Raw genomic sequence first — 22,569 nt, forward strand, 5'->3', positions numbered from 1 at the left:
GGAATGGTTTTGAAATTTAAAAAGTTAAAACTACAACCGAGAATTACAATAACAATTAGTACACTTATTCTAGTCGTACTTCTATTAACAAGTTATTTATTTTATTACATATTGTCTGAAACGGTAGAAGAGCAAATTGGGAAACGGGCTTTGCATGTTGCGAAAACAGTTGCTGCTATACCTGAAATAACGGAAGCTTTTCAAAAAGAAAACCCAGCTTCTATCATTCAGCCAATTGCAGAAAAAATTCGAATTGATACAGATGCTGATTTTATTGTAGTTGGAAACAAAGAGGGGATTCGATATGCACATCCTAAGCGAGATAAAATAGGAGAAGCAATGGTTGGTGGAGATAATAAAGGAGTTCTATTAGAAGGAAAATCTTATATTTCGAAAGCAACTGGATCATTAGGTCCTTCATTACGCGGCAAAGTTCCAATCCGTAATCAGGAAAATGAAATTATAGGCGTGGTGTCTGTTGGATTTTCAATAGATGATATTCATGGAGCGGTAGAAGTATATGGAAAGCGTGTATTTTGGATTACAGTAATAGGTCTTTTAATCGGGATAATTGGTTCTATATATTTAGCCGGAAGTATAAAAAGAATGATGTTTGGGATGGAGCCAGAAGAAATTTCATCTTTATATGAAGAGCATAGTACAGTGATTCAATCTGTACGTGAAGGGATTATTGTCATTGATCACAATGGCATGATTAGTTTAGTCAATCAAGCGGCTTATGATATTCTTTCGTTAGATGAACAGCGTAATATTATTGGAGAATTTATTTTAAATGTAATTCCTAATTCAACGATACTAGATGTACTTCAAACTGGTGAAGAACAGTTTGATCGTCAATTAAATATAAAAGGGCAGGCTGTTATTGCGAACCGTCTACCTATTAAAGTGAAAAATAAAGTAACTGGCGTTGTATCGAGCTTACGTTTGAAATCTGAAATGGATCAGTTAACAGCAGAGTTATCTCAGACGAAGCAATATACAGAGGCCTTACGAGCGCAAACGCACGAATATAACAATTTGTTGTATACGCTTTCGGGGCTTATCCAGTTAGAATCATATGAAGATGCTTTAGAGCTTATTCATAAGGAAACAGCGGTATATCAAGATTTTGTTCAATTTATTATGAAGCGAATTCAAAATCCATGGTTAGGTGGAATTTTAATTGGATTCTATAATAGAGCGCGAGAGTTAAAGATTGATTTTATGCTAGATCGAGAAAGTAGCTTAGATAAATTAAGCCCGCATATTGAGAGTAATTACGTCGTTTCTATTTTAGGAAATTTAATTACGAATGCATTTGAAGCAATTGAAAGAAATGAAGAGAATGATAAGAAGGTAAGGATGTTTGTAACTGATATTGGAGAAGAGATAGTAATTGAAGTGGAAGATTCAGGACAAGGGATTCATGATGAAGTCATTACTAGCATATTTTATAAAGGCTTCTCTACGAAAGAAGGCGGGAAACGAGGATATGGATTAGCAAAAGTGAAAGAGTTAGTAGAAGATTTAAATGGAAGTATTGCAATCGAAAAAGGGGATTTAGGTGGTGCATTATTTATTATTGCATTACCAAAAGAGAGAGGCGAATTGTAATGGGTGAGGAGATTGAAGTATTGATTGTAGAAGATGATATTCGAATTGCGGACATTCATCGTCGTTTTACTGAAAAGATTGAGGGATTTAAAGTAATTGGAACAGCAACGACTGGAGAACAAGCGAAAGAATGGCTAGAGCTTGTGAAGCCACAGCTCGTTTTATTAGACGTGTACTTACCTGATATGCAAGGAACGGAACTTGTCACATATATTAGGCATAATTTGCATGATACAGATATTATTATGATTACAGCTGCATCGGAAACAGATGTAGTGAGGCACGCTCTACGAGGCGGGGTAACAGATTATATCGTAAAGCCACTTATGTTTGATCGATTTAGGGCGAGTTTGGAAAGTTACCAAAAAAAGATTGTGCAGTTAAAGAAAACTAATCAATTATCTATAGAGCAAATTGAACATTTATGGTCTCAAAGAGGCGTAAAGGGAAATGAAATAGAATATGCCCCGAAAGGGATAGATCCTTTAACTTTAGCAAAAATAAAAAAGCATATGTTAACAGTTGAGGAAGAAGGTATTACGGCAGAAGTGTTAAGCTCAATGGTTGGGGTAAGCCGATCAACAGCGAGGCGCTATTTAGAGTATTTAATATCTGGAAAGAAAGTTCATGCGGAGCTTATATATGGGAATGTAGGGAGACCAGAAAGAAGGTATTTTCTTGTTTCTTCATAACAAAAAAACAGTAGAGAATTACATTTCTTCTACTGTTTTTTTACGTCTTATATTGGAATAATTCCGATTACAATTCCCGTAATTAACATCACCATTGTCGTTCCAACAGCCCAAAGTAACGTAAAGCGTTGATGTTCACCAAAATCAACTTTGGCCATTCCGACTAATAAATAAGTGGAAGCGACAAGAGGACTTAATAAGTGAACAGGTTGCCCGAGTAATGAAGCGCGTCCCATTTCAGCTGCACTAATTCCGTAAGCAGCGGCAGCTTTCGTTAAAATAGGTAATACTCCGAAGTAAAATGCATCATTGGACATGAAAAATGTGAACGGCATACTAAGAAGAGCTGTAATAATCGGTAGTTGTGGTCCAAGAGCGTCTGGTATAAGAGTGACTACACTTTGAGCCATTGCATCTACCATTTTTGTTCCTGATAAAATACCAGTGAAAATTCCAGCGGCAAATACGAGAGAAACAACGGCTAATACGTTTCCTGCGTGAGAAGCAATACGTTCTTTCTGTTGTTCTAAGTTCGGATAGTTAAGCATAACAGCAATAGCGAAAGCGATTGTAAATAAAACAGGTAACGGCATAACTTCTAGTATGAGACAGACAAGTAAGGTAACAGTTAATAAAAAGTTAATCCATAGAAGTTTAGGGCGTTTATGAACGGCAGCTTCTACTGTTGCAGCTTGCTCATCCATCGTTTGCATTTGTTTTAAATATTGTACATCCATAATTCCTAATCGTTTTCTTTCCTTTTTTCCAAGATAGTAAGCAACGAAAACGACCCAAATTGCACCAGCAATCATTCCTGGTATAAGTGGTGTAAAGAGCTCTGATGCGTCTAGTCCAAGTGCACTCATAACCCGAGCTGTCGGTCCACCCCACGGTGTAAGATTTGTCACTCCCGCACCTAACATAACAACCCCAGCTAATATAAGTGGATTCATTCCAAGGCGTTTATATAATGGGTACATTGCAGAAACAGTAATCATATAAGTTGTCGTTCCATCCCCATCTAATGAAACGATAATAGTAAGAATTGCTGTACCAACAACAATTTTTAAAGGATCTCCTTTTACAAATTTCAAAATCCTACTAATGACAGGGTCGAATAAACCGCTATCAATCATAATTCCAAAATATAAAATAGCAAACATAAGCATAATACCAGTAGGTGCTAGTTTTTGAATTCCTTCTAACATCATAGGTCCCATATTTGCATAAAAACCGCCAATTAATGCGAAAGTAATTGGAATTAATATTAATGCTACTAGTGCTGACATACGTTTCGTCATAATTAAAAACATAAAGACAAATACCATCGCAAATCCAAGTAGTGCTAACATGTAATCTCCCCCTCAAAAATGATTGCGCTTTCAAAAAAAGTAATGAAAATTCAGAAAAAGTGTTTTTTATTTATCATAAAAGCATTCATTCAAATGGTAAATAATTTGAAAAATAACATCATTAGAAGCATAATTTTTATTTTGGTCATTTTGTTCACGGTAGTTAATTTGAATTTTTAAAAAGTAAGCTGCTCTCCGTAAGAATGGTAGAATAAGATGAAAATATTGAAGTGTGAAATAGGGAGTAGATTTTATATGAAAACGAGAATGGAAGAGATTTATAGTTCTTATGAAGGAAAAGTAGAAGAGATTTTTATTAATGAATCTTCTTACGTATATGAGTGGGAAAATTTAATGATGATCCGAAAAAATAACGGTGAGCTTGAAAAAGTTGCGGTCGGTATTAGTGGAAATATAAGATTAGTAAATGTAGTTGCTGGGCAGCAAATTAATACAGATACATTATTAGTTAAGTTAGAAGACGATTTATTAATTACAGGTTGTGAATGATGAGAGATGTGTAGAAATGGCTACACATCTTTTTTGGTCTTTATATTACAAAAAGTACATTATTTTTTCACAAATCTCACACAACTTTTTGATATGCTCCTTGTGGAAGATACGGTTAGGGAGGAAGTAAAATGAGAACAAAGTATGTGACACTTGCTATATGCTTATTCTTTGTCTTTACAATAGTAGGCTGTGGTAAGAAACAAGCAGAGGCTGTAGCAATTGATGAGAAACATGATAAGTGTGATATTTGCCAAATTGGGGTAATGGATAATCAATTTGCAACAGAAGTCATTTTAGAAAATGGAAAAGCGTTAAAGTTTGATGATATCGGTTGTATGTATAAATGGATGGAGATTAATCCAGGTGAAAAGACGAAAGAAAAATTTGTTCGAGATTATGATTCGAAAGAGTGGATTTCGTTAGAAGATGCGACTTACGTATATGATAAAACAATAACGACACCGATGGCTTATAATATCATTTCATTTGAAAACAAAAAGGATGCAGAGAGTTTTGTGTCTAACTATAAAGGGAAAGTTCTTTCATATAAAGAGCTAGCAGAGCATAAATGGGAAATGAATAAAGAGATGATGGGGAACCCGAAAAAGGGAAATCACGGTGGTCATCATTAATACTAAAAAAAGACAACTACATAAGTTGTCTTTTTTTAGTATTACTCAGGTGCAAATATAGAAAAGGTGTAAAAATTTTAGAAGAACGGTTACAATGGAATATAGTAACCTAAAGCAATCATTTACCCCGTATTAACGGGCAGTAAAACTCCCACCTTAAAATTAGGCAGGAGCAAAGAAGTTAGGTGGGAGATCAACAGCCCGTAAATGCCCGATTGGTTCAACTAATAATCAGTGAGGTGAACCCTCCCACTGATTAAAGTTTCACTTTATGTACTTTTTAGAAATGTATACAAATGCGGTAAAATCGTGCTAAACTAATTGCTTCATAATGTTAATGATGAGGCCATCAGGCACATCATTCCAATAGGTTGAGAAACATAGTATAGGTTTTAAGATAATCCGATTAAAGAAGGAATATAAAGGGCTTATGGATAAATGTACTCAAGAAGAGTTATTGTATGTGATGGAGGAATGGTTAAGAAAACATTATCTTTCATAGGAGCTGTAGTTGTGAGAAAACAAAAAATTTTATTATGTATGTTATTAGGACTTTTAATGACGGTAGTGGCTTGCGATAAGCAAGAGGAGCCAGAATCGAAACCGGTTCATGTGAAAAACGAAAAGAAAAAAGAAAAGCATAAAGAACAGGAAGAACCTAAAGAAGAAAAAAGTATAAATTTAATGGACAAACAGTTGCTACTTTCTGCGACTCTTGGAGACACGGAAACAGCTATGAAGCTGATTCAAGATGGAGCCAATATAAACGTAGAAGGTGACAACGGAGAAACTCCTATCCTTGCAGCAACGTATCAAAATCATGTAGAGACAGTTAAAGCGTTAATTGGTGCAGGTGCTAATATTGAAAGGAAAGATGAGAAACAAAGTAATCCATTTCTTTATGCAAGTAGAGAAGGGTATACAGACATTGTAAAGCTACTAATTAATGCAGGGGTTAATACGAAAGAAACTACTAAATCAGGTGGAACAGCACTCATTTCTGCATCTGAACGTGGCCATGTAGAGGTCGTAAAAGAGTTATTAGAGCATACAGATATTGATGTGAATTATAGAAATGATCGTGGTGGAACAGCTGTAGTAGAAGCAATCGTATTAGGAAATGGTAGTGAAAATCATAAGAAAGTAATTCAAATGCTTATTGACCACGGGGCAGATGTAAATATGGCCAATAAGGAAAATATTACGCCACTGCAATATGCTGAAAAAAGAGGTTTTAAAGATATTGCAAATATGTTGAGGTTAGCTGGAGCGAATGAAGTCGTACAGCCACAACCGGTGGAATAACAAGATAAAGAAATAAAAAGTACGAAATAATCTCATTTAGATAGACAGAATGAAGAAGTCATTTAGTATGATGGATTCAGTAATGTGTATTTGAATGGGATTTTTATTTTGAAAAAATTGTTTGAAGAGAGGTATAGATAAGGAGTTTCAAGGAAGTAGTATTGGTGTTGTTGCCATATGGACAATATCAATACAAGAAGAAACATACTTCTGGGAGTAACTTTACTTCAAACAGTGATAAGAAAATTAAAAAACATTAATTATAGAATATTAAAGGTGGTGGGGAGTTGGTTTGTATCATTCATATGTAATGATTAATGTAAAAGGGAATATGGTGAATATTAATATTCGATTAACACCTAATTAACAATCTATCAAAACTGACTTAATAAATGCGTAATATAGTAAAGGTAACAGAATAACTAGGGTAGAGAACATTTGAGAACACCCGCTTACATATAACGTGCCACTTTCTTAGGTGTGCTCTATTTCCTAGAGTTCAAATAAGGAGAAAGGTGTTCTATGTAAGTAGGTGTTTTTAGTTTGGATAAAAATTGAAAAGCTAGGTGGAACGAATGTTTAAAGAACCTTATATTGCGATGATAAAATATTGGGAAGGGTACAAAACATACAAAAAATTACCGAAAACAGTTTTTCTTATGACTGGTTCAATGCTGGAGTTACCAGAGCGTGTATATGAATTACAGAAGCATGGACATGATGTATTTCTTCATTGTGATTTTATACAAGGTTTAAATACAAATACAGAGGAAGCTCTTTTGTATATTCAAGATGTTATCGGGGCGCAGGGTATTATTTCAACAAAAGGTTCGACAATTCGGAATGCTAATAAAATTGGATTAAAAACGATTCAACGCATTTTTATTGTTGATACTTTATCTCTTACAAAATCAATTGAGAATTGTAAAACGACTAAACCGAATGCGGTAGAGATTATGCCTGGTATTATGCCTTCCATTATTAAGCGGTTAGCAGAGGAAATAGAATTTCCTATTATTGCAGGCGGACTAATTCAAACACGAGAAGATGCGGAAATTGCTATTCGGGCAGGAGCAAGTGCAATTTCAACGAGTCATTATGAAGTATGGATACAAGAAGAAAAAAGGAGTGCAATCTTGTGATTGAATTGAAAAATGTGTCAAAGGTGTATAAAAATGCGGAAGAGACAGCGGTTAAAGGTGTATCGGTTCACATTAAAAAGGGCGAGTTTTTTGTTTTAGTTGGACCTTCAGGATGTGGGAAAAGTACACTATTACGAATGATTGCTGGCTTAGAAGAGATTTCTTCGGGGGATTTAATTATTAATGAACATGTTGCAAATGATTTAGAGCCGAAAGACCGTAATCTATCAATGGTATTTCAAAATTATGCATTATATCCACACTTATCTGTAGAAGAAAACATTTTATTTGGGCTTAAGGTAAGAAAAGTACAAAAAGAAGAGCGACAAAAGCGATTAATGGAAGCTATTGAAATGGTAGGACTGAAAGAGTATGTGAAAATGAAGCCAGGTCAATTATCAGGCGGACAAAGGCAACGTGTTGCGCTTGCCAGGGCGATCGTAAGTCAAGCGCCGATCTGTTTAATGGATGAACCACTTTCAAATTTAGATGCGAAATTACGTGCGCAAATGAGGATTGAAATTAGAGAAATTCAACAACGTCTAGGAATTACAATGATTTATGTTACTCACGATCAAATAGAAGCGATGACTATGGGAGATCGTATCATGGTCTTAAATAAAGGAAGCATACAGCAAGTTGGAACACCGCTTGATATATATAATGAACCAGCGAATGAATTTGTTGCAAGCTTTATAGGGTCTCCTTCGATGAATATAAATGATGGAGAAATGGACAAAGAAAAAGGCTTATTACATATAGGGCAATTGCAAATTCCATTATCTAATGGACGATTAAAGCAGTTACCAGAAGGAACAATTCGAATAGGTATGCGTCCTGAACATATTGAACTGTCTGAGGAAGGGCAAGAAGTTACGTTACAATCTGTAGAAGTATTAGGGAACGAATCTATATTAAACTTCGCGATAAATGGGACAACTTGGAGTGCAAAAGTCATTGGACAGCTACTCCTGGACAAAGGTGACAAAGTAAAATTATTATTCTCACAAGATAAGTTATGCTTCTTTCATCAAAATACGAATGAACGGTTAAAAGTGGTAGCTGAAGAAGAGTTGAAAGTGGTGGCGAAATAATGATTGAAGTAGGCAAGTTACCAGCCCAAGTAAAAGTGTCAAAAAAGAAGAATTTATGGAGTAGAACGAAAGATTTAAGAATAGGATTATTGTTTTTGGCGCCATCTATTTTACTGTTTTCGATTTTTCTTTTTTATCCATTATTTAGGACGATTTACTATAGCTTTTATTTAACAGATATACACGGAGAAGCTAATCTTTTTGTTGGCTTAGAAAATTATCAATACTTATTTTCTGATCCTGCTTTCTACAAAAGCATAAAGTCAACTTTATTATTTGTTGTATATACAGTGCCTACGAGTATTATATTCGCTTTATTTCTTGCATTGATTGCAAATGGAAAAGTAAGAGGTATTGGGTTATTCCGTGTGTTATTTTCTTCCACTATGGGAATATCAGTAGCTGCTAGTGCGGTAATTTGGCTATTTTTATTTCATCCAAGTGTCGGGTTATTTAATAATATATTAGCCTCTATGAATCTACCTGCAATCGCATGGCTAACGAGCCCAGATTGGGCATTGTTCTCTGTATCGGTTACAACGGTTTGGGTGAATACAGGATTTGCATTTTTAGTTATATTAGGTGGTTTACAAAATATTGATACGTCTTTATATGAGAGTGCATCTATAGATGGTGCTAGCTATTTATATAAGCTTCGCCGTGTTACATTACCGATGCTATCACCAACTTTATTTTTTATCGTGACAGTAACGTTAATTAGTGCGTTCCAAAGCTTTGGACAAATTGATATTTTAACGCACGGTGGACCAAATGATGCAACGAATTTAATTGTGTACTCGATTTATAAAGAGGCGTTTGTGAATCATCAATTTGGAACAGCAAGTGCACAAGCGATGATATTATTCGTTTTCATTTTTATTGCTACATTGATTCAATTCAAGTTTGCTGAGAGAAAGGTGCATTATAAATGATCGTTAAACAGTGGAAACAAAATTTCCTATTATACATGCTGCTCATTATTAGTGCAGTAATGGTGTTTTTTCCTGTACTCTATGCGTTTTTAATAAGCTTTATGACACCAGATGATATTCAAATGAGAAGGCTATTTCCGACCCAATTTACTTTCGATAATTTTATTAATATTTTTCAAAAAGTACCGCTTTTTACATACTTGTACAACAGTTTAATTGTATCGACGATTGTTATGATTGGACAACTTATCGTATCCAGTTTAGCAGCTTATGCTTTTGTTTTTCTTCAGTTTAAAGGGAGAAACGTAATTTTCTTCCTGTTTATTTCAACGATGCTTATTCCGTGGGAAGCAACGATGGTACCGAACTTTTTAACGATTCAAAACTTCGGTTGGATCAATAGCTTTGCTGGGATGACAGTGCCGTTTTTTGCAACAGCTTTCGGTATTTTCTTACTACGTCAACATTTTATGACACTTCCGAATGAACTGAAGGAAGCAGCTTTTATTGAAGGGATTGGAAATGTAAGGTTTTTATTCAGCGTCGTAATTCCGTATTGTAAAACGAGTTTTATTACGCTTGGAGTATATAGTTTTTTAACAACATGGAATATGTACTTATGGCCACTCTTAGTGACCACTGATGAAAAAGTAAGAACAGTTCAAATTGGTGTAAAGCAGCTTCAGTCTCAAGAAGTTGCAACTGATTGGGGAAGCGTAATGGCCGGTGTTACGGTTATTGTCATTCCAACACTGATTTTACTATTTGTAGGGCAAAAGCAATTACAACAAGGATTAACAAAAGGTGCAATTAAATAACTAAGGGAAGGTGAGATTAAAATGGGTTTAGTTAAAAAAGGTGCTGCTCTATTAATGGCAGCAACAATGGCATTATCTAGTGCCGCTTGTTCAAGTAGTAAAACGGAGGGGAAATCTGAAGCGCAGGCAAAAGTAGCACCAGTTGAAAAAAATGGTGATAAGACAGTAATTCGTTTTTGGCATGCGATGGGTGGAAAAACACAAGGCGTACTAGATGGGCTTGTTGCAGACTATAATAAGTCACAGAATAAATACGAGATAAAGGCAGAGTTCCAAGGGACATATGAAGAGTCTTTAACGAAATTTAGAACGATGTCTGCTACGAAAGAAGCGCCAGCTCTTGTTCAGTCGAGTGAAATTACAACAAAATATATGATTGATAGCAAAAAGATTACGCCAATTGATAGTTGGATAAAAAAAGATAAGTACGATACCTCAAAGTTGGAAAAAGCAATTACAAATTATTATTCAGTTGATGGAAAAATGTATTCTATGCCATTTAATTCATCTACACCAGTATTAATTTATAATAAAGATGCTTTTGCAAAGGCGGGATTAGATCCAGAGAAAGCCCCACAAACATATGCAGAATTACAAGAAGCAGCGAAAAAGTTAACGATTAAAGAAGGCGGAAATGTAAAACAATATGGATTCTCCATGCTGAATTATGGTTGGTTCTTTGAAGAATTGTTAGCGACACAAGGTGCTTTATATGTAGATAACGAAAACGGCCGCAAAGATGCTGCAAAGAAGGCGGTATTTAACGGTAAAGAAGGACAGAAAGTATTTGGAATGTTAGATGATTTAAATAAAGCTGGCGCACTTGGAAAGTATGGAGCAAGTTGGGATGATATTCGTGCCGCGTTCCAATCTGGACAAGTTGCTATGTATTTAGATTCTTCAGCTGGTGTTCGCGACTTAATTGATGCATCTAAGTTTAATGTAGGCGTGTCATATATTCCATATCCAGAGGATTCGAAACAAAATGGTGTTGTTATTGGCGGAGCATCATTATGGATGACGAATATGGTTTCAGAAGAAACGCAACAAGGTGCTTGGGACTTTATGAAATATTTAACGAAGCCAGACGTACAAGCAAAATGGCATACTGCAACAGGCTATTTCTCTATTAATCCAGATGCATACAATGAACCATTGGTAAAAGAGCAATATGAAAAATATCCACAGCTAAAAGTAACAGTGGAACAATTACAAGCGACGAAGCAATCTCCAGCAACTCAAGGGGCTTTAATTAGTGTATTCCCAGAATCACGAGATGCAGTTGTAAAAGCATTAGAAGCAATGTATGACGGGAAGAATAGTAAAGAAGCATTAGATGAAGCTGCCAAAGCAACTGATAGAGCAATTAGTATTTCAGCTCGTACGAGTCAAAAATAAGAAAAAGCCGTATCCCGAAAAAGGATACGGCTTTTTCAAGGAGATAAGGAATCAAAAAAATGAAGAAGTCTTATCTCTTTTATATGAGTAAAGGGTCTAGAATGAATCTTGTCCTTTTCATTATTTGTTTAACTCCATTGCAACTTGTTTGCCATTTACGAAAACCTCTGCCACCGCTACTACAACTTCCATCACTTTTTTCATGTCTCATCTCTCCTTGTTTTTTGTTTCATTTCTTACTTTTAGTATAAGGAAATATAGCACTTGCAACTATCGAATTGGATGACAAGAGACTTACATTGTTGTAAGGACAATCGTTTTATTTGTAATAAATGTGATTTTGAATGTGGATTCAGAAATTTCTGTTGTTTTGAACTATAATTAGAAAGAGAGTGGCTTAGAAAGAAGGGAATAATATGAAAAGAATTCTTGTTATTAGTGATATTCATGGAGAAATAGAAAAGTTCGAACGGTTATTGGAAGAAGCTCAATATGATGTAAGACAGGATCAATTAATTTTACTGGGAGATTATGTAGATCGTGGTCCAAATGCGCGTGCTGTAATTGAAAAGGTAAAAGCGTTAAAAGAAGAGGGAGCCCTCGTTCTAAAGGGTAATCATGAAGATATGATGATTAAAGCGTTAACGACTGATGAAGAACGTTCATGGAACCATTGGGTAAAAAGGAATGGTGGAGATAAGACTTTATACAGCTATGGCTTTGTAGAAGAAGATATTGTGGTTAATGAAGAAGCCTTCCAAAAACCAATTTTACAATCGCATATTTTAGAGGAACATGTAAAATTTATTCAAGAATTAGATCATTACATTGAAACAGAAGAGTATATATTTGTACATGCCGGTGTTGAGCCATTGAAGCGAGTTTCGGAATGTGAACCATATACGTTAATGTGGATACGTAATGAGTTTCATAGTGGGTATAGTGGTGAAAAGGTTGTTGTATTTGGTCATACGGAAACAAAAACGTTTCATGGTAGTGAGAATTGTGGCGTGTATTTTGGGAGTAATCGTATTATAGGGATTGATGGCGGTGCTGTATATGGTGGCCAGTTAAATTGTTTAGAATTGCCGAGTAAAAAGGTGTACGTAGTAAAAAGTTGAAAGAGATAAGGGAGTCTTATTTCTTTCAATTTTTTATTAAGAAAAATTTAAGAAAGAATTTTTATAATAAATCTTTCAAATTTTATATTGAGAAAAACGTTAAAATATAATTATAAATAGGATTGAACGATATGGTGGAAGGTGAGAATATGCGCTTACTCGTAGTAGAAGATAATGCTTCTTTATTAGAGTCTATTGTCCAAATATTACGCGATGAATTTGAAGTAGATACAGCATTGAATGGAGAAGATGGATTATTTCTAGCGTTACAAAATATATATGATGCCATTTTGCTTGATGTGATGATGCCAGAAATGGACGGTTTTGAAGTGATTCAAAAAATACGTGATGAAAAAATTGAAACACCAGTCCTATTTTTGACAGCGAGAGACTCTCTAGAAGATCGAGTGAAAGGCTTAGATTTTGGTGGAGATGACTATATTGTTAAGCCGTTTCAGGCTCCAGAATTAAAAGCAAGAATTCGTGCGTTGTTACGAAGAAGTGGTAGTTTAACAACAAAGCAGACTATTCGTTATAAAGGGATTGAACTGTTCGGAAAAGATAAAGACGTTCAAGTAGATGGACAAAGTATGAAGTTAACATTAAAACAATATGAGCTTCTAGAGTACCTTGTTCAAAATAGCGGAAAGATTTTAATGCGTGAACAAATTTTTGATCGTGTTTGGGGATTTGATTCAGATACGACAGTAGCAATTGTAGAAGTATATGTACATCATTTACGTAAAAAATTAGAGCCATTCGGTTATCAGAAAGATATTCAAACTGTTCGAGGTATTGGATATATATTAAAAGAACAATGAAAAAGGGAAGCATGTTTCAGAAAACACGTATTCGATTGACTATATTGAATTCATTAGTATTTATTATCTTGATAGGTGTATTAGGCAGTATCATTTATTCATACACATATAATCGTATTTATAATGAAGTAGATAAATCGATAGGAAAATCCGTTCAGCATAGAAAGAATTCAGATGATAAAAAACTACCTAAAAAAATCAGGGGATATCCTCCGATTGGGGATCCAAGGATAATGGAGTTAACTTGGCTTGGAAACACAGTGGAGATAGGTATTGAAAACGGCAAACGCCGTTTTATCTTTGAAGATAATTTGGAAAAGTTTTCTCCAAAGAAATTAGGAACTTTGCAAGATATAGAAGTGCAAGGGCAATATTTTAGAACGTTTTCATTTCAACAAGATACAAAAATAGTTCAAATTGTACGCGATATAACAGCTGAAAAAGAAATGTTAAATACTTTATTTTTAATTCTTGTTATTGGTTGTAGTGTAGGAAGTTTATGTGCAATAGGCATCGGCTTTTTCTTAGCCGGCAGGGCACTCATACCCATTCAAAATTCGTGGGAAAAACAGCAGCAGTTCGTTTCGGATGCATCGCATGAATTAAGGACACCACTTGCGGTTATTCAATCAAAAACGGATGTGTTATTCCAGTCACCATCTGCGACAATAGAAGAAAAAGCGATGGATATTTCTACGATTTCAAAGGAGTGTCGACGATTATCTAAGCTTGTAACTAATTTATTATTGTTAGCACGTTCGGATTCTAATCAAATTGAGATGGATAAGAAAACATTTGAAATGGATAAATTGTTAGAAGAAATAGTAGATCCATATAAGGAAATTGCTTCATATCAAGAAAAAGAGATGATATTGAAAGTAGAACATGACATATCATTTATGGGTGATAGAGAGAGAATTCATCAAATGATGGTCATATTGTTAGATAATGCGATGAAGTATACAAATGGGGGCGGGCATATTCAAATCGATTGTACGCAAACGAGCAATTCAATTCGTATACGGGTGAAAGATGACGGGATAGGGGTTAAAGATGAGGACATCCCAAAATTATTTGATCGTTTTTATCAAGGTGATAAAGCGAGAAGTGCGTCAGAAGGAGCGGGATTAGGCCTTTCAATCGCAAATTGGATTGTAGAAAAGCATTATGGGAAAATATTAGTAGAGAGCAAATGGGGAGAGGGTACTTGTTTTGAAGTGAATTTCCCTAAAAACCAAAGAATATAAGTGAGAAGACGATCTTGTTTTTGCAAGGTCGTCTTTTTTTAAGGGAAAGTTAAGAAACTATTTATAACATGTATGATATACAGAAAGTTCGCCCTATGAAGAAGTGATTATAAAAAGGTATTTGAGCAGATTATATCGATCATAATGTTATTTCGATTATGTATAGGGAATGATGGAAAAGAAAGTGTAAGAGGGAGGAATTAATTTTGAAAAAGAAAATGATGACGGTATTCACTATTGGAGTAATGAGCTTAAGCATATTAGGGGGGGCCTCTCCTTCTGAAACATCAAAAGGAAAGACAAATTACACGCAGCGCAGTAAAGAGCAATTAAATAATGGAAAGATACATGCGGTGCATACAGAAGAAAAGGCGGAGAATCTAGGTATTGAAACGGAAGGGAAAGAACAAATTACGCTAGAAAAAGAAATTCATGAGACGGAAGTAGGAAGAGAAGCTGAACAGTTAGGAATTTCGATTGAAGGAAAAGACGTTGGAACCCTTTCAGAAGAAATCTATGAAACAAAAGTGAAGCAAGAAGCGTTAAAGCTAGGCATATCTATAGAGAATACAACGATTGTAAATTTAATTAATCAAATTAATACGATTAAAATTAATGATGAAGCGGATAAATTAGGCATTTCGACAAATGGAAAAGAAATAGAAGACATTGAGGAAGAAATCTATGGAACGAAAGTAAGAGAGGAAGCAGGGAAGTTAGGTATTTCCCAAAAAGGAAAAGAGATAGAAACGTTAGTGCAAGAAGTGTACGAACAAAAAGTGCAGGAAGAAGCAAAAAAATATCATATTGATTTGTATGGTAAAGATATATATCAAGTATTAAGCGAAATTAATGAACAAAAAGTGTTACAAATGGCAGATGAGCTTAATATGGATAAAACGAATATGAACGTTCAAGAATTAGCAGAAAAAATTAAAAAAAATCAGCCTGAAAAAGGAAAAGAACTAAATTTTGTACCGGTGATTCGCACGGATGCTGACGCGTTTTATTCTTATTTAACGAACTAAAAAGGGCGTGAGAGTGATAAGGAGATGGAAGTGGTATATATGTATGGCTTTACTAGCTATAGCAGTATGGAATGTATATACAAATGGCATTACAAAGTATGTGGAGAAGTTAACATTCTTCAATATACAAAGCGGAAAAGAAGCAGATTTTAGTAATAATGATGAAAAGGTCATCTTATCGAATGTACCTTTAATTCAGCAATTACCAGAGCTAGATAGAGGCTGTGAAGTGACTAGCTTAGCGATGATGTTACAATATGCAGGCATTACAGTGGATAAGATGAAATTAGCAAATGAAATAAAGAAAGTTGATTTTATGAACGATGGTGTACGTGGGAATCCGAATGAAGGATTTGTAGGGAATATTTATACCTTTTCTGAATCTGGATATGGTGTATATCACGGACCACTTTTTCAATTAGCGAAAAAGTATTTACCTAATAAAGCTGTGGACTTAACAGGGAAGAGTATAGAAGAACTTTATAAGAGTGTAAAATCAGGACAACCGGTAGTTATGATTACGAATGCAACATTTGCGCCATTAGATGAAGATGAATTTACTACATGGGAAACAAATAGCGGAGATGTTTCTATTACGTATAATGAACATTGTGTAGTACTGATTGGATACGATAAAGAATTTGTATATATTCGGGATCCTCTCGAGGATAGCCTAGATGTAAAAGTGCCGAGAGGAACATTTGAAAAGGCATGGATGCAAATGGGGAGTCAGGCGATTAGTTATGTGAAAAGCTCTAAATGAATTAGTAAGGAAATAGATGTAAGGAACTGTAAGAGGAGTTTTTGTGGGTGTTTTTTGTTAAGAAATAAGAGAACTTCAGCTTATTATATAAGCTGAAGTTCTCTTATTTTTTATGATTAAATATTTAGAAGTAGTGAATATGTAAAAATGCATAATTGACAAAAAAATTACATGTTATCATTATATATTGTTTTATATATGTTACTTGTATAAAATTACACAAGTATCCACATTACATAAAGGAGGATTATTATGCAAAAAATATTTAACTGGGTTAAATGTATGAGTATTAAGAAAAAATTAATCATTTCATTTTTTCTTATTTTAACTATACCAGGACTTATTATCGGTGGTGTTTCATATCAAACTGCCAAAACAAATTTTGAACAACAAATTACAGGTAAAGCAAAGGAAAATATTTCAGTTTTAAATACTGTTATTTCTCAAAATATAGAAGAGAAATTTGTTGATGCGGCGTACTTTGCAGACATTTTAACAGAGGATACATATCCAAACGGACAAGAAGAAATAGTAAGAACGAAGTTAGCGCAATATATAAAACTTCATCCAGAAGTAGAAGGTATTTATATTGGAACACAGGCAGGGAAGTTTATAAGAGAACCATTTATCCAAATGGCTGATGGGTATAATCCAACAGATAGATCTTGGTATAAAGAAGCACATGAAAATAAAGGGAAAGTAATTGTTACTGCACCATATCAATCAGCATCTACTAAAAATATGGTAGTGACAATTGCTAAAGAAGTAAAAGATGGTAAAGGTGTTATAGGAATTAACTTAAATTTAGATAACATCTTAAAAATTTCCAAAATGATTAACATTGGTGAAAAAGGTTATGCAGTTATTCTAGATCAAAATAAGCAAATTGTTAGCCATCCCTCTAGAAAACCAGGTACAAAAGTTACTGATCCGTGGATTAAACCAATTTATGAAGAAAAACAAGGAAATGTGTCTTATACAGAACAAGGTGATAAAAAGAATTTAATCTTTGCAACAAATGAGAAAACAGGATGGAAAGTAGTCGGGGTTATGTTCGACGAAGAAATTACCCAAGCTGCGAATCCAGTGTTTTATAAGACTTTGATTGTCATTGCTATAGCTATTGTATTTGGTAGTGTATTAATTTATTTCATTACAAAGTCTATTACAAGACCATTAAGAAAAATAGCTGACTCGGCACATAAAATTAGTAAGGGAGATTTGACAGAGAAAATTACAATCCATTCCAAGGATGATATAGGGAAATTAGGGAATTCATTTAATGAAATGTCTGCCTCTTTACAAGATGTGATTACTCAAATTAGTTTTTCAGCAGAACATGTCGCTGCATCGGCTGAAGAGTTAACAGCGAGCGTACAGCAAGCAAATGATGCGACAGATCAAATTACAATTGCAATGGAACAAGTATCAGGTGGGGCTGAGTCACAAAGTCAAGGTGTTGAAGAAGGTGCGGCTACATTACAACAGGTAAATACAGCAATTCAAGATGTAACTGGAAGCGCGGAATCAATTTCTATCTCCTCATTACATGCGAGAGAAAGAGCTGAAGAAGGAGAAGAATTGGTTGAACAAACAGCAAAACAAATGCAGTCTATTTCTAGATCGGTATCCGAGTCAGATGCCATTATTAAACTTCTTGATGAGAAATCAAAGCAGGTAGGAGCTATTTCTGAAGCGATTCAAAACATAGCTACTCAAACGAACTTATTAGCTTTAAATGCGGCTATTGAAGCGGCAAGAGCAGGTGAACAGGGCCGAGGGTTTGCTATTGTAGCTGATGAGGTTAGAAAATTAGCGGAGCAATCAGGAGAATCATCTGGAGAGATTGCAAATTTAATTGCAGAAATTAAGGCGGATATTGAACATACTGTTAAGGCGATGGATAATGTGAATGGAGAAGTTCAACAAGGCCTTGATGTTGTAACAAAAACGAAAGCAAGTTTTACGGAAATTTTAATTTCTACTACACATATTGTTTCTCAAGTTAATCAAATGGTAGAAACAACGAAGAGAATTGCTGGAGATGCAAATGAAGTGACAAATGCTATTGATGAAATTGCAGCGGCTGCAGAAGAAAATACAGCTAGTATGCAAAGTGTTGCTGCTTCAACAGAAGAACAAGTGAATTCAATGGAAGAAATTAGTTCAGCTTCGCAAAACTTAGCTGGGATGGCCGAAGAACTACAAGCCATGACTAGTAAATTTAAAGTATAATAACAGCAGATAAGTAAGGTGATATTATTTTCACCTTACTTATTTTTCTATTCAGCAATTAGGGGAGTCATTAACGGGATGAAAAAAAGAAAAAGACTATGGAATTTATGGAAAACGATTACATTGTTAGTTTGTACAGTTGTAATTTTTTCTTTACTTGTGACAGATATATTAATTAGTCATAATGTAGAACGGACGACGGAGGATAGCCAAGCAGAGAAAGCAAAAACAATTGCACACATTGTGGCGAATGATTCAATTGTAATCGATGGTTTGATTGGGAAGGCAGATACTTCTGCAATCCAAACGTATACAAATAGAATATTAAAAAACACAGGTGTTCAATTTATTGTAGTTATGGACATGAATGGAATAAGACAATCACATCCAAATCCTCAAAAAATAGGCCATCATTTTATTGGGGGAGATGAAGGGCCTGCATTGAAAGGAAAGGAACATGTATCGCTGGCAGAAGGAACTTTAGGTATTTCAATGCGAGTGTTTGTACCTGTATTTTCTGAAACAGGTGAACAACTTGGAGCGGTGGCCGTTGGTATTTCAGCAGATAATGTAAAAGAGAGAGTTAAGGAAAGTAGATATATCATTTACATTGGTGTCGGAGTTGGAGTACTAGTCGGAATTATAGGAGCAATATTACTAGCTAGACATATAAAGAAAAGTTTATTTGGTCTTGAACCTCACAGGATAGCGAAAATTCTTGAAGAAAGAAATACGATGCTACAATCTGTAAAGGAAGGTATTATTGCTGTAGATAAAGAAGCCAATGTAACTTTAATAAATAATGAGGCAAAACGATTGTTTAAGAAAAGTGGACTTGAAGAAGATTTTATCGGTAAAGATGTTGAGTTGTATATGCCTAATTCACGTATAAAAGAAGTATTACAAACGGGAGAGGTACAATTAAACGAAGAACAAAATATTTATGGAATTACGATTGTGACGAATCGTGTTCCTTTATATGTAAAAGGAGAAATAGTTGGTGCAATTGCAACATTTCGTGATAAAACAGAGGTTAGAAAATTAGCAGAAGAATTAACTGGTATTAGACTATATGCGGAAGCATTACGGGCACAATCGCATGAATTTATGAATAAAATGCATGTCGTATTAGGACTTACACACATGAAGCAGTATGAAGAATTACAGAAGTATATAAGCGGTATGGTATCAGAGCATCAATATGAAATTGGTGGGGTTATGGAGAGAATAAAAAGTCCAGTATTTGCTGGTTTTTTACTTGGGAAACTTAGCTATGCTAGAGAGAAAAATATAAAATTAATCATAAGTGAAGATTCTTACATGCCGGAAATAGATGATGAAAGTATTATTCATGAACTAATTACGATTGTCGGAAATTTAATTGATAATGCATTAGAGGCAGTGACGAATTGTGAAAAGAAGCAAGTTGAACTTGAGATACAATATGGGGATACATTAATCATTACAGTACAAGATACGGGGAAAGGTATACCAGAAGAAGAAATAGGGGCATTATTTACGAAAGGTTATTCCACAAAGGGAGATAACCGTGGTTATGGTTTGTATCTTGTAAAAGAAAGTATACAGCGAATAAATGGGGAAATTCATATGCATTCATTAGTAGGAAAGGGAACAACGATAACAATTGAAATACCTAAAGGTAGGGATGAGAGGCAAATATGATTAAAGTTTTAATTGTAGAAGATGACCCGATGGTAGCAATGTTAAATACGCATTATTTAGAGCAAGTAGGAGGGTTTGAACTTGTTCAAGCAGTTAACTCCGTTAAAGAAGCTATAGAAGTATTAGAGGAATCACGAGTAGATTTAGTATTACTTGATATTTTTATGCCTGAAGAAACTGGATTTGAGCTTTTAATGTATATTCGAAACCAAGAAAAAGAAATCGATATTATGATGATTTCAGCTGTACATGATATGGGGAGTATTAAAAAAGCATTACAATATGGCGTAGTAGATTATTTAATTAAACCATTTACATTTGAACGATTTAAAAAGGCGTTAACTATATATCGAGAAAAACTTACTTTCATGAAAGAACAACAAAAAATTAGTCAATCGGAATTAGATTCGTTAATTTTGCAAAAAGAAAAAAGAGAGCCTACTGTCACTAAAGAGCTTCCGAAAGGATTAACGAAGCAAACGATGCAATTAATTTGGCAGAAGATCGAGTCGCTGGATGGACGAGCATTTACAACAGAGGAAATGGCGCAATTAGTTGGAATTTCAAGAGTTTCTATTCGAAAGTATGTAATGTTTTTAACTGAAATTGGAGTATTAGAAAACGAAATGGTGTATCAACATGTAGGAAGACCAGTGAGTAAATTAAGATGTATTGACCAAAATAAAATAGAGTTTTACGTATAAGCGACTTATTATAAGTCGCTTATACTTTTTTTAATTACAAAATCAATTACAAAACTTACAAAAACTATTTTTACTATTGAAAGCGTTTTAATATTGTTATTAAGAAAACAAGGAGGTGCCATATGGGAATTCAAAAGAATGTGGAAGCGGTATCATTTTCTGAAGGAAATGAAGTACAAAGAGAATCTTTCGCTTCTAAAATTATGAATGTAAAAATCGGTGTTATACCTTTACCGTTATATGTAGTATTGGCTGCTATTATTTATGGGGCATCTGTATATAATAAATTGCCAGCAGATATGATTGGTGGATTTGCAGTTATTATGATCATGGGTATTTTCTTAGGCGACATTGGAATGAGAATTCCAATTTTAAAAAATATCGGCGGTCCGGCAATACTTTCATTATTTATTCCATCATTACTTGTATTTTTTAACTGGATGAATCCAGCTTCAATGGAAGCTGCGACTATGTTAATGAAAAAATCGAACTTTTTATATTTATATATTTCTTGTTTAGTAGTCGGAAGTATTTTAGGAATGAATCGTAAAGTGTTAGTACAAGGTTTCGTTCGTATGTTTATACCTTTAGTAGTAGGGACGTTAGCTTCTGTAGCAGTAGGATTATTGGTCGGTTCACTATTTGGGTTTGAAATGAAGCAAACATTTTTCTTTATCATCGTACCAATTGTGAGTGGTGGTATTGGGGAAGGGATTTTACCATTGTCGCTAGCTTATAGTGATATTTTAAATGAATCATCAGCAACGTTTGTATCACAACTTATTCCAGCGGCTATTATTGGAAATATGTTCGCAATCGTGAGTGCAGGATATATGAAGCGTTTAGGTGAGAAGAAACCGGAGCTTAGTGGTAACGGTGTATTAGTGAAAACAGACAATCAAGCAGAGTTATTAAAAGAACAAAATAAAGAGAAGCCAATTGACTTCTCATTAATGGGAGCAGGTTTATTAATTGCGTGTACGTTCTTCATCTTCGGAGGATTTGCTTCTAAGTTCATCGGTATTCCTGGGGCAATCATTATGATTTTCTCAGCAGCACTTGTGAAATACTTTAAATTAATGCCAGCAAAAATGGAGCAAGGAGCATTCCATTTATATAAATTTATTTCAAAGAATTTAACTTGGCCGTTAATGGTTGGACTAGGATTGCTATATATTCCGCTAAAAGACGTAGCAGCAGTTCTTTCAGTAGGGTATGTTGTTGTGTGCGCATCAGTTGTTCTTACAATGGTAGCATCAGGTTTTCTTGTAGGGAAAGTGATGAAAATGTATCCAGTTGAATCAGCAATTGTAACGGGATGTCATAGTGGTTTAGGTGGAACTGGAGATGTTGCTATTTTATCAGCTTCAAATCGTATGGAATTAATGCCGTTTGCGCAAATTTCAACACGTTTAGGCGGGGCAGCAATGGTTGTAACAGCGACAATTTTATTAAAAATGTTTTCATGATCAAAC

20 protein-coding genes and 1 pseudogene are annotated in these 22,569 nt (G+C 34.6%); 20 read left to right on the plus strand and 1 reads right to left on the minus strand.

Annotated features, from left to right (window positions below):
- Positions 1 to 3: 3 nt before the first annotated feature.
- Complete coding sequence (locus JDS82_RS22745) at positions 4 to 1,614, plus strand: ATP-binding protein (protein WP_080483126.1); 1,611 nt, start codon at positions 4 to 6, stop codon at positions 1,612 to 1,614.
- The gene (locus JDS82_RS22750; RefSeq protein ID WP_199713985.1) at positions 1,614 to 2,306 is read left to right on the plus strand and encodes a response regulator; all 693 of its coding nucleotides are present in this window, start codon (positions 1,614 to 1,616) and stop codon (positions 2,304 to 2,306) included. The genes JDS82_RS22745 and JDS82_RS22750 overlap by 1 nt, the downstream gene beginning before the upstream one ends.
- A 47-nt stretch (positions 2,307 to 2,353) precedes the next feature.
- Here the strand turns inward: JDS82_RS22750 and JDS82_RS22755 are convergent, their stop codons facing one another.
- Positions 2,354 to 3,658 carry a CitMHS family transporter gene (locus tag JDS82_RS22755; RefSeq protein WP_000880452.1) on the minus strand — a complete coding sequence of 435 codons (1,305 nt, stop codon included), beginning with the start codon at positions 3,656 to 3,658 and terminating at the stop codon, positions 2,354 to 2,356.
- A gap of 255 nt (positions 3,659 to 3,913) precedes the next feature.
- Between JDS82_RS22755 and JDS82_RS22760 the strand changes: the two genes are divergently transcribed.
- The 18 genes and pseudogenes from JDS82_RS22760 to JDS82_RS22840 all read left to right on the plus strand — a co-directional run bounded on the left by JDS82_RS22760 (position 3,914) and on the right by JDS82_RS22840 (position 22,563).
- Positions 3,914 to 4,168 carry a hypothetical protein gene (locus JDS82_RS22760; protein WP_000857648.1) on the plus strand — a complete coding sequence of 85 codons (255 nt, stop codon included), beginning with the start codon at positions 3,914 to 3,916 and terminating at the stop codon, positions 4,166 to 4,168.
- 131 nt (positions 4,169 to 4,299) lie between these two features.
- Positions 4,300 to 4,803 carry a nitrous oxide reductase accessory protein NosL gene (locus tag JDS82_RS22765; RefSeq protein WP_001259408.1) on the plus strand — a complete coding sequence of 168 codons (504 nt, stop codon included), beginning with the start codon at positions 4,300 to 4,302 and terminating at the stop codon, positions 4,801 to 4,803.
- 438 nt (positions 4,804 to 5,241) lie between these two features.
- Entirely contained in the window at positions 5,242 to 6,108 is an 867-nt protein-coding gene (locus JDS82_RS22770) for an ankyrin repeat domain-containing protein (protein ID WP_098086099.1), read from the plus strand.
- A 575-nt stretch (positions 6,109 to 6,683) separates the two neighbouring features.
- Positions 6,684 to 7,250, plus strand: a complete 567-nt coding sequence (locus tag JDS82_RS22775; protein WP_199713986.1) for a glycerol-3-phosphate responsive antiterminator — start codon at positions 6,684 to 6,686, stop codon at positions 7,248 to 7,250.
- Positions 7,247 to 8,344, plus strand: a complete 1,098-nt coding sequence (locus JDS82_RS22780) for a sn-glycerol-3-phosphate ABC transporter ATP-binding protein UgpC (protein WP_199713987.1) — start codon at positions 7,247 to 7,249, stop codon at positions 8,342 to 8,344. Before JDS82_RS22775 ends, JDS82_RS22780 begins: the two co-directional genes overlap by 4 nt.
- On the plus strand, positions 8,344 to 9,276 hold the full coding sequence (locus JDS82_RS22785; protein ID WP_199713988.1) for a carbohydrate ABC transporter permease: 933 nt from the start codon (positions 8,344 to 8,346) through the stop codon (positions 9,274 to 9,276). Before JDS82_RS22780 ends, JDS82_RS22785 begins: the two co-directional genes overlap by 1 nt.
- A complete protein-coding gene (locus JDS82_RS22790; protein WP_048541609.1) occupies positions 9,273 to 10,094 on the plus strand; it encodes a carbohydrate ABC transporter permease in 822 nt (273 codons plus the stop codon). Before JDS82_RS22785 ends, JDS82_RS22790 begins: the two co-directional genes overlap by 4 nt.
- Before the next feature lie 21 nt (positions 10,095 to 10,115).
- A complete protein-coding gene (locus tag JDS82_RS22795; RefSeq protein WP_199713989.1) occupies positions 10,116 to 11,492 on the plus strand; it encodes an ABC transporter substrate-binding protein in 1,377 nt (458 codons plus the stop codon).
- 416 nt (positions 11,493 to 11,908) lie between these two features.
- Positions 11,909 to 12,613, plus strand: a complete 705-nt coding sequence (locus tag JDS82_RS22800) for a metallophosphoesterase family protein (protein ID WP_000821991.1) — start codon at positions 11,909 to 11,911, stop codon at positions 12,611 to 12,613.
- A 149-nt stretch (positions 12,614 to 12,762) separates the two neighbouring features.
- Positions 12,763 to 13,434, plus strand: coding sequence for a response regulator transcription factor (locus JDS82_RS22805; RefSeq protein WP_001238626.1), 672 nt, complete (start codon positions 12,763 to 12,765; stop codon positions 13,432 to 13,434).
- Positions 13,431 to 14,681 (plus strand): sensor histidine kinase, encoded by a 1,251-nt coding sequence (locus JDS82_RS22810; protein ID WP_472926242.1) that lies wholly within the window; start codon positions 13,431 to 13,433, stop codon positions 14,679 to 14,681. The genes JDS82_RS22805 and JDS82_RS22810 overlap by 4 nt, the downstream gene beginning before the upstream one ends.
- Before the next feature lie 206 nt (positions 14,682 to 14,887).
- On the plus strand, positions 14,888 to 15,709 hold the full coding sequence (locus JDS82_RS22815; protein ID WP_061673516.1) for a hypothetical protein: 822 nt from the start codon (positions 14,888 to 14,890) through the stop codon (positions 15,707 to 15,709).
- A 13-nt stretch (positions 15,710 to 15,722) separates the two neighbouring features.
- Complete coding sequence (locus JDS82_RS22820) at positions 15,723 to 16,472, plus strand: C39 family peptidase (RefSeq protein ID WP_199713991.1); 750 nt, start codon at positions 15,723 to 15,725, stop codon at positions 16,470 to 16,472.
- A 282-nt stretch (positions 16,473 to 16,754) separates the two neighbouring features.
- A pseudogene (locus JDS82_RS30420) lies at positions 16,755 to 17,768 on the plus strand (HAMP domain-containing protein); the annotation flags it as partial.
- Between the two features lie 120 nt (positions 17,769 to 17,888).
- Entirely contained in the window at positions 17,889 to 18,707 is an 819-nt protein-coding gene (locus tag JDS82_RS30425) for a methyl-accepting chemotaxis protein (RefSeq protein WP_472926243.1), read from the plus strand.
- 78 nt (positions 18,708 to 18,785) lie between these two features.
- Positions 18,786 to 20,390, plus strand: a complete 1,605-nt coding sequence (locus JDS82_RS22830) for a sensor histidine kinase (protein WP_048562846.1) — start codon at positions 18,786 to 18,788, stop codon at positions 20,388 to 20,390.
- The gene (locus JDS82_RS22835; protein ID WP_048562847.1) at positions 20,387 to 21,094 is read left to right on the plus strand and encodes a response regulator; all 708 of its coding nucleotides are present in this window, start codon (positions 20,387 to 20,389) and stop codon (positions 21,092 to 21,094) included. The genes JDS82_RS22830 and JDS82_RS22835 overlap by 4 nt, the downstream gene beginning before the upstream one ends.
- 122 nt (positions 21,095 to 21,216) lie before the next feature.
- Positions 21,217 to 22,563, plus strand: a complete 1,347-nt coding sequence (locus JDS82_RS22840; protein WP_088057266.1) for a 2-hydroxycarboxylate transporter family protein — start codon at positions 21,217 to 21,219, stop codon at positions 22,561 to 22,563.
- Positions 22,564 to 22,569: the final 6 nt, after the last annotated feature.

This window comes from Bacillus cereus group sp. N14, assembly GCF_016483555.1.
GTDB lineage: Bacteria > Bacillota > Bacilli > Bacillales > Bacillaceae_G > Bacillus_A > Bacillus_A wiedmannii.

Coding starts and splice junctions, on each gene's coding strand:
- JDS82_RS22790 (WP_048541609.1), top strand. CDS start 9,273: ATGATCGTTAAACAGTGGAAACAAAATTTCCTATTATACATGCTGCTC.
- JDS82_RS22835 (WP_048562847.1), top strand. CDS start 20,387: ATGATTAAAGTTTTAATTGTAGAAGATGACCCGATGGTAGCAATGTTA.
- JDS82_RS22750 (WP_199713985.1), top strand. CDS start 1,614: ATGGGTGAGGAGATTGAAGTATTGATTGTAGAAGATGATATTCGAATT.
- JDS82_RS22760 (WP_000857648.1), top strand. CDS start 3,914: ATGAAAACGAGAATGGAAGAGATTTATAGTTCTTATGAAGGAAAAGTA.
- JDS82_RS22745 (WP_080483126.1), top strand. CDS start 4: ATGGTTTTGAAATTTAAAAAGTTAAAACTACAACCGAGAATTACAATA.
- JDS82_RS22805 (WP_001238626.1), top strand. CDS start 12,763: ATGCGCTTACTCGTAGTAGAAGATAATGCTTCTTTATTAGAGTCTATT.
- JDS82_RS22800 (WP_000821991.1), top strand. CDS start 11,909: ATGAAAAGAATTCTTGTTATTAGTGATATTCATGGAGAAATAGAAAAG.
- JDS82_RS22830 (WP_048562846.1), top strand. CDS start 18,786: ATGAAAAAAAGAAAAAGACTATGGAATTTATGGAAAACGATTACATTG.
- JDS82_RS22755 (WP_000880452.1), bottom strand. CDS start 3,658: ATGTTAGCACTACTTGGATTTGCGATGGTATTTGTCTTTATGTTTTTA.
- JDS82_RS22795 (WP_199713989.1), top strand. CDS start 10,116: ATGGGTTTAGTTAAAAAAGGTGCTGCTCTATTAATGGCAGCAACAATG.
- JDS82_RS22770 (WP_098086099.1), top strand. CDS start 5,242: ATGTACTCAAGAAGAGTTATTGTATGTGATGGAGGAATGGTTAAGAAA.
- JDS82_RS22810 (WP_472926242.1), top strand. CDS start 13,431: ATGAAAAAGGGAAGCATGTTTCAGAAAACACGTATTCGATTGACTATA.
- JDS82_RS22775 (WP_199713986.1), top strand. CDS start 6,684: ATGTTTAAAGAACCTTATATTGCGATGATAAAATATTGGGAAGGGTAC.
- JDS82_RS22765 (WP_001259408.1), top strand. CDS start 4,300: ATGAGAACAAAGTATGTGACACTTGCTATATGCTTATTCTTTGTCTTT.
- JDS82_RS22840 (WP_088057266.1), top strand. CDS start 21,217: ATGGGAATTCAAAAGAATGTGGAAGCGGTATCATTTTCTGAAGGAAAT.
- JDS82_RS30425 (WP_472926243.1), top strand. CDS start 17,889: ATGGAACAAGTATCAGGTGGGGCTGAGTCACAAAGTCAAGGTGTTGAA.
- JDS82_RS22785 (WP_199713988.1), top strand. CDS start 8,344: ATGATTGAAGTAGGCAAGTTACCAGCCCAAGTAAAAGTGTCAAAAAAG.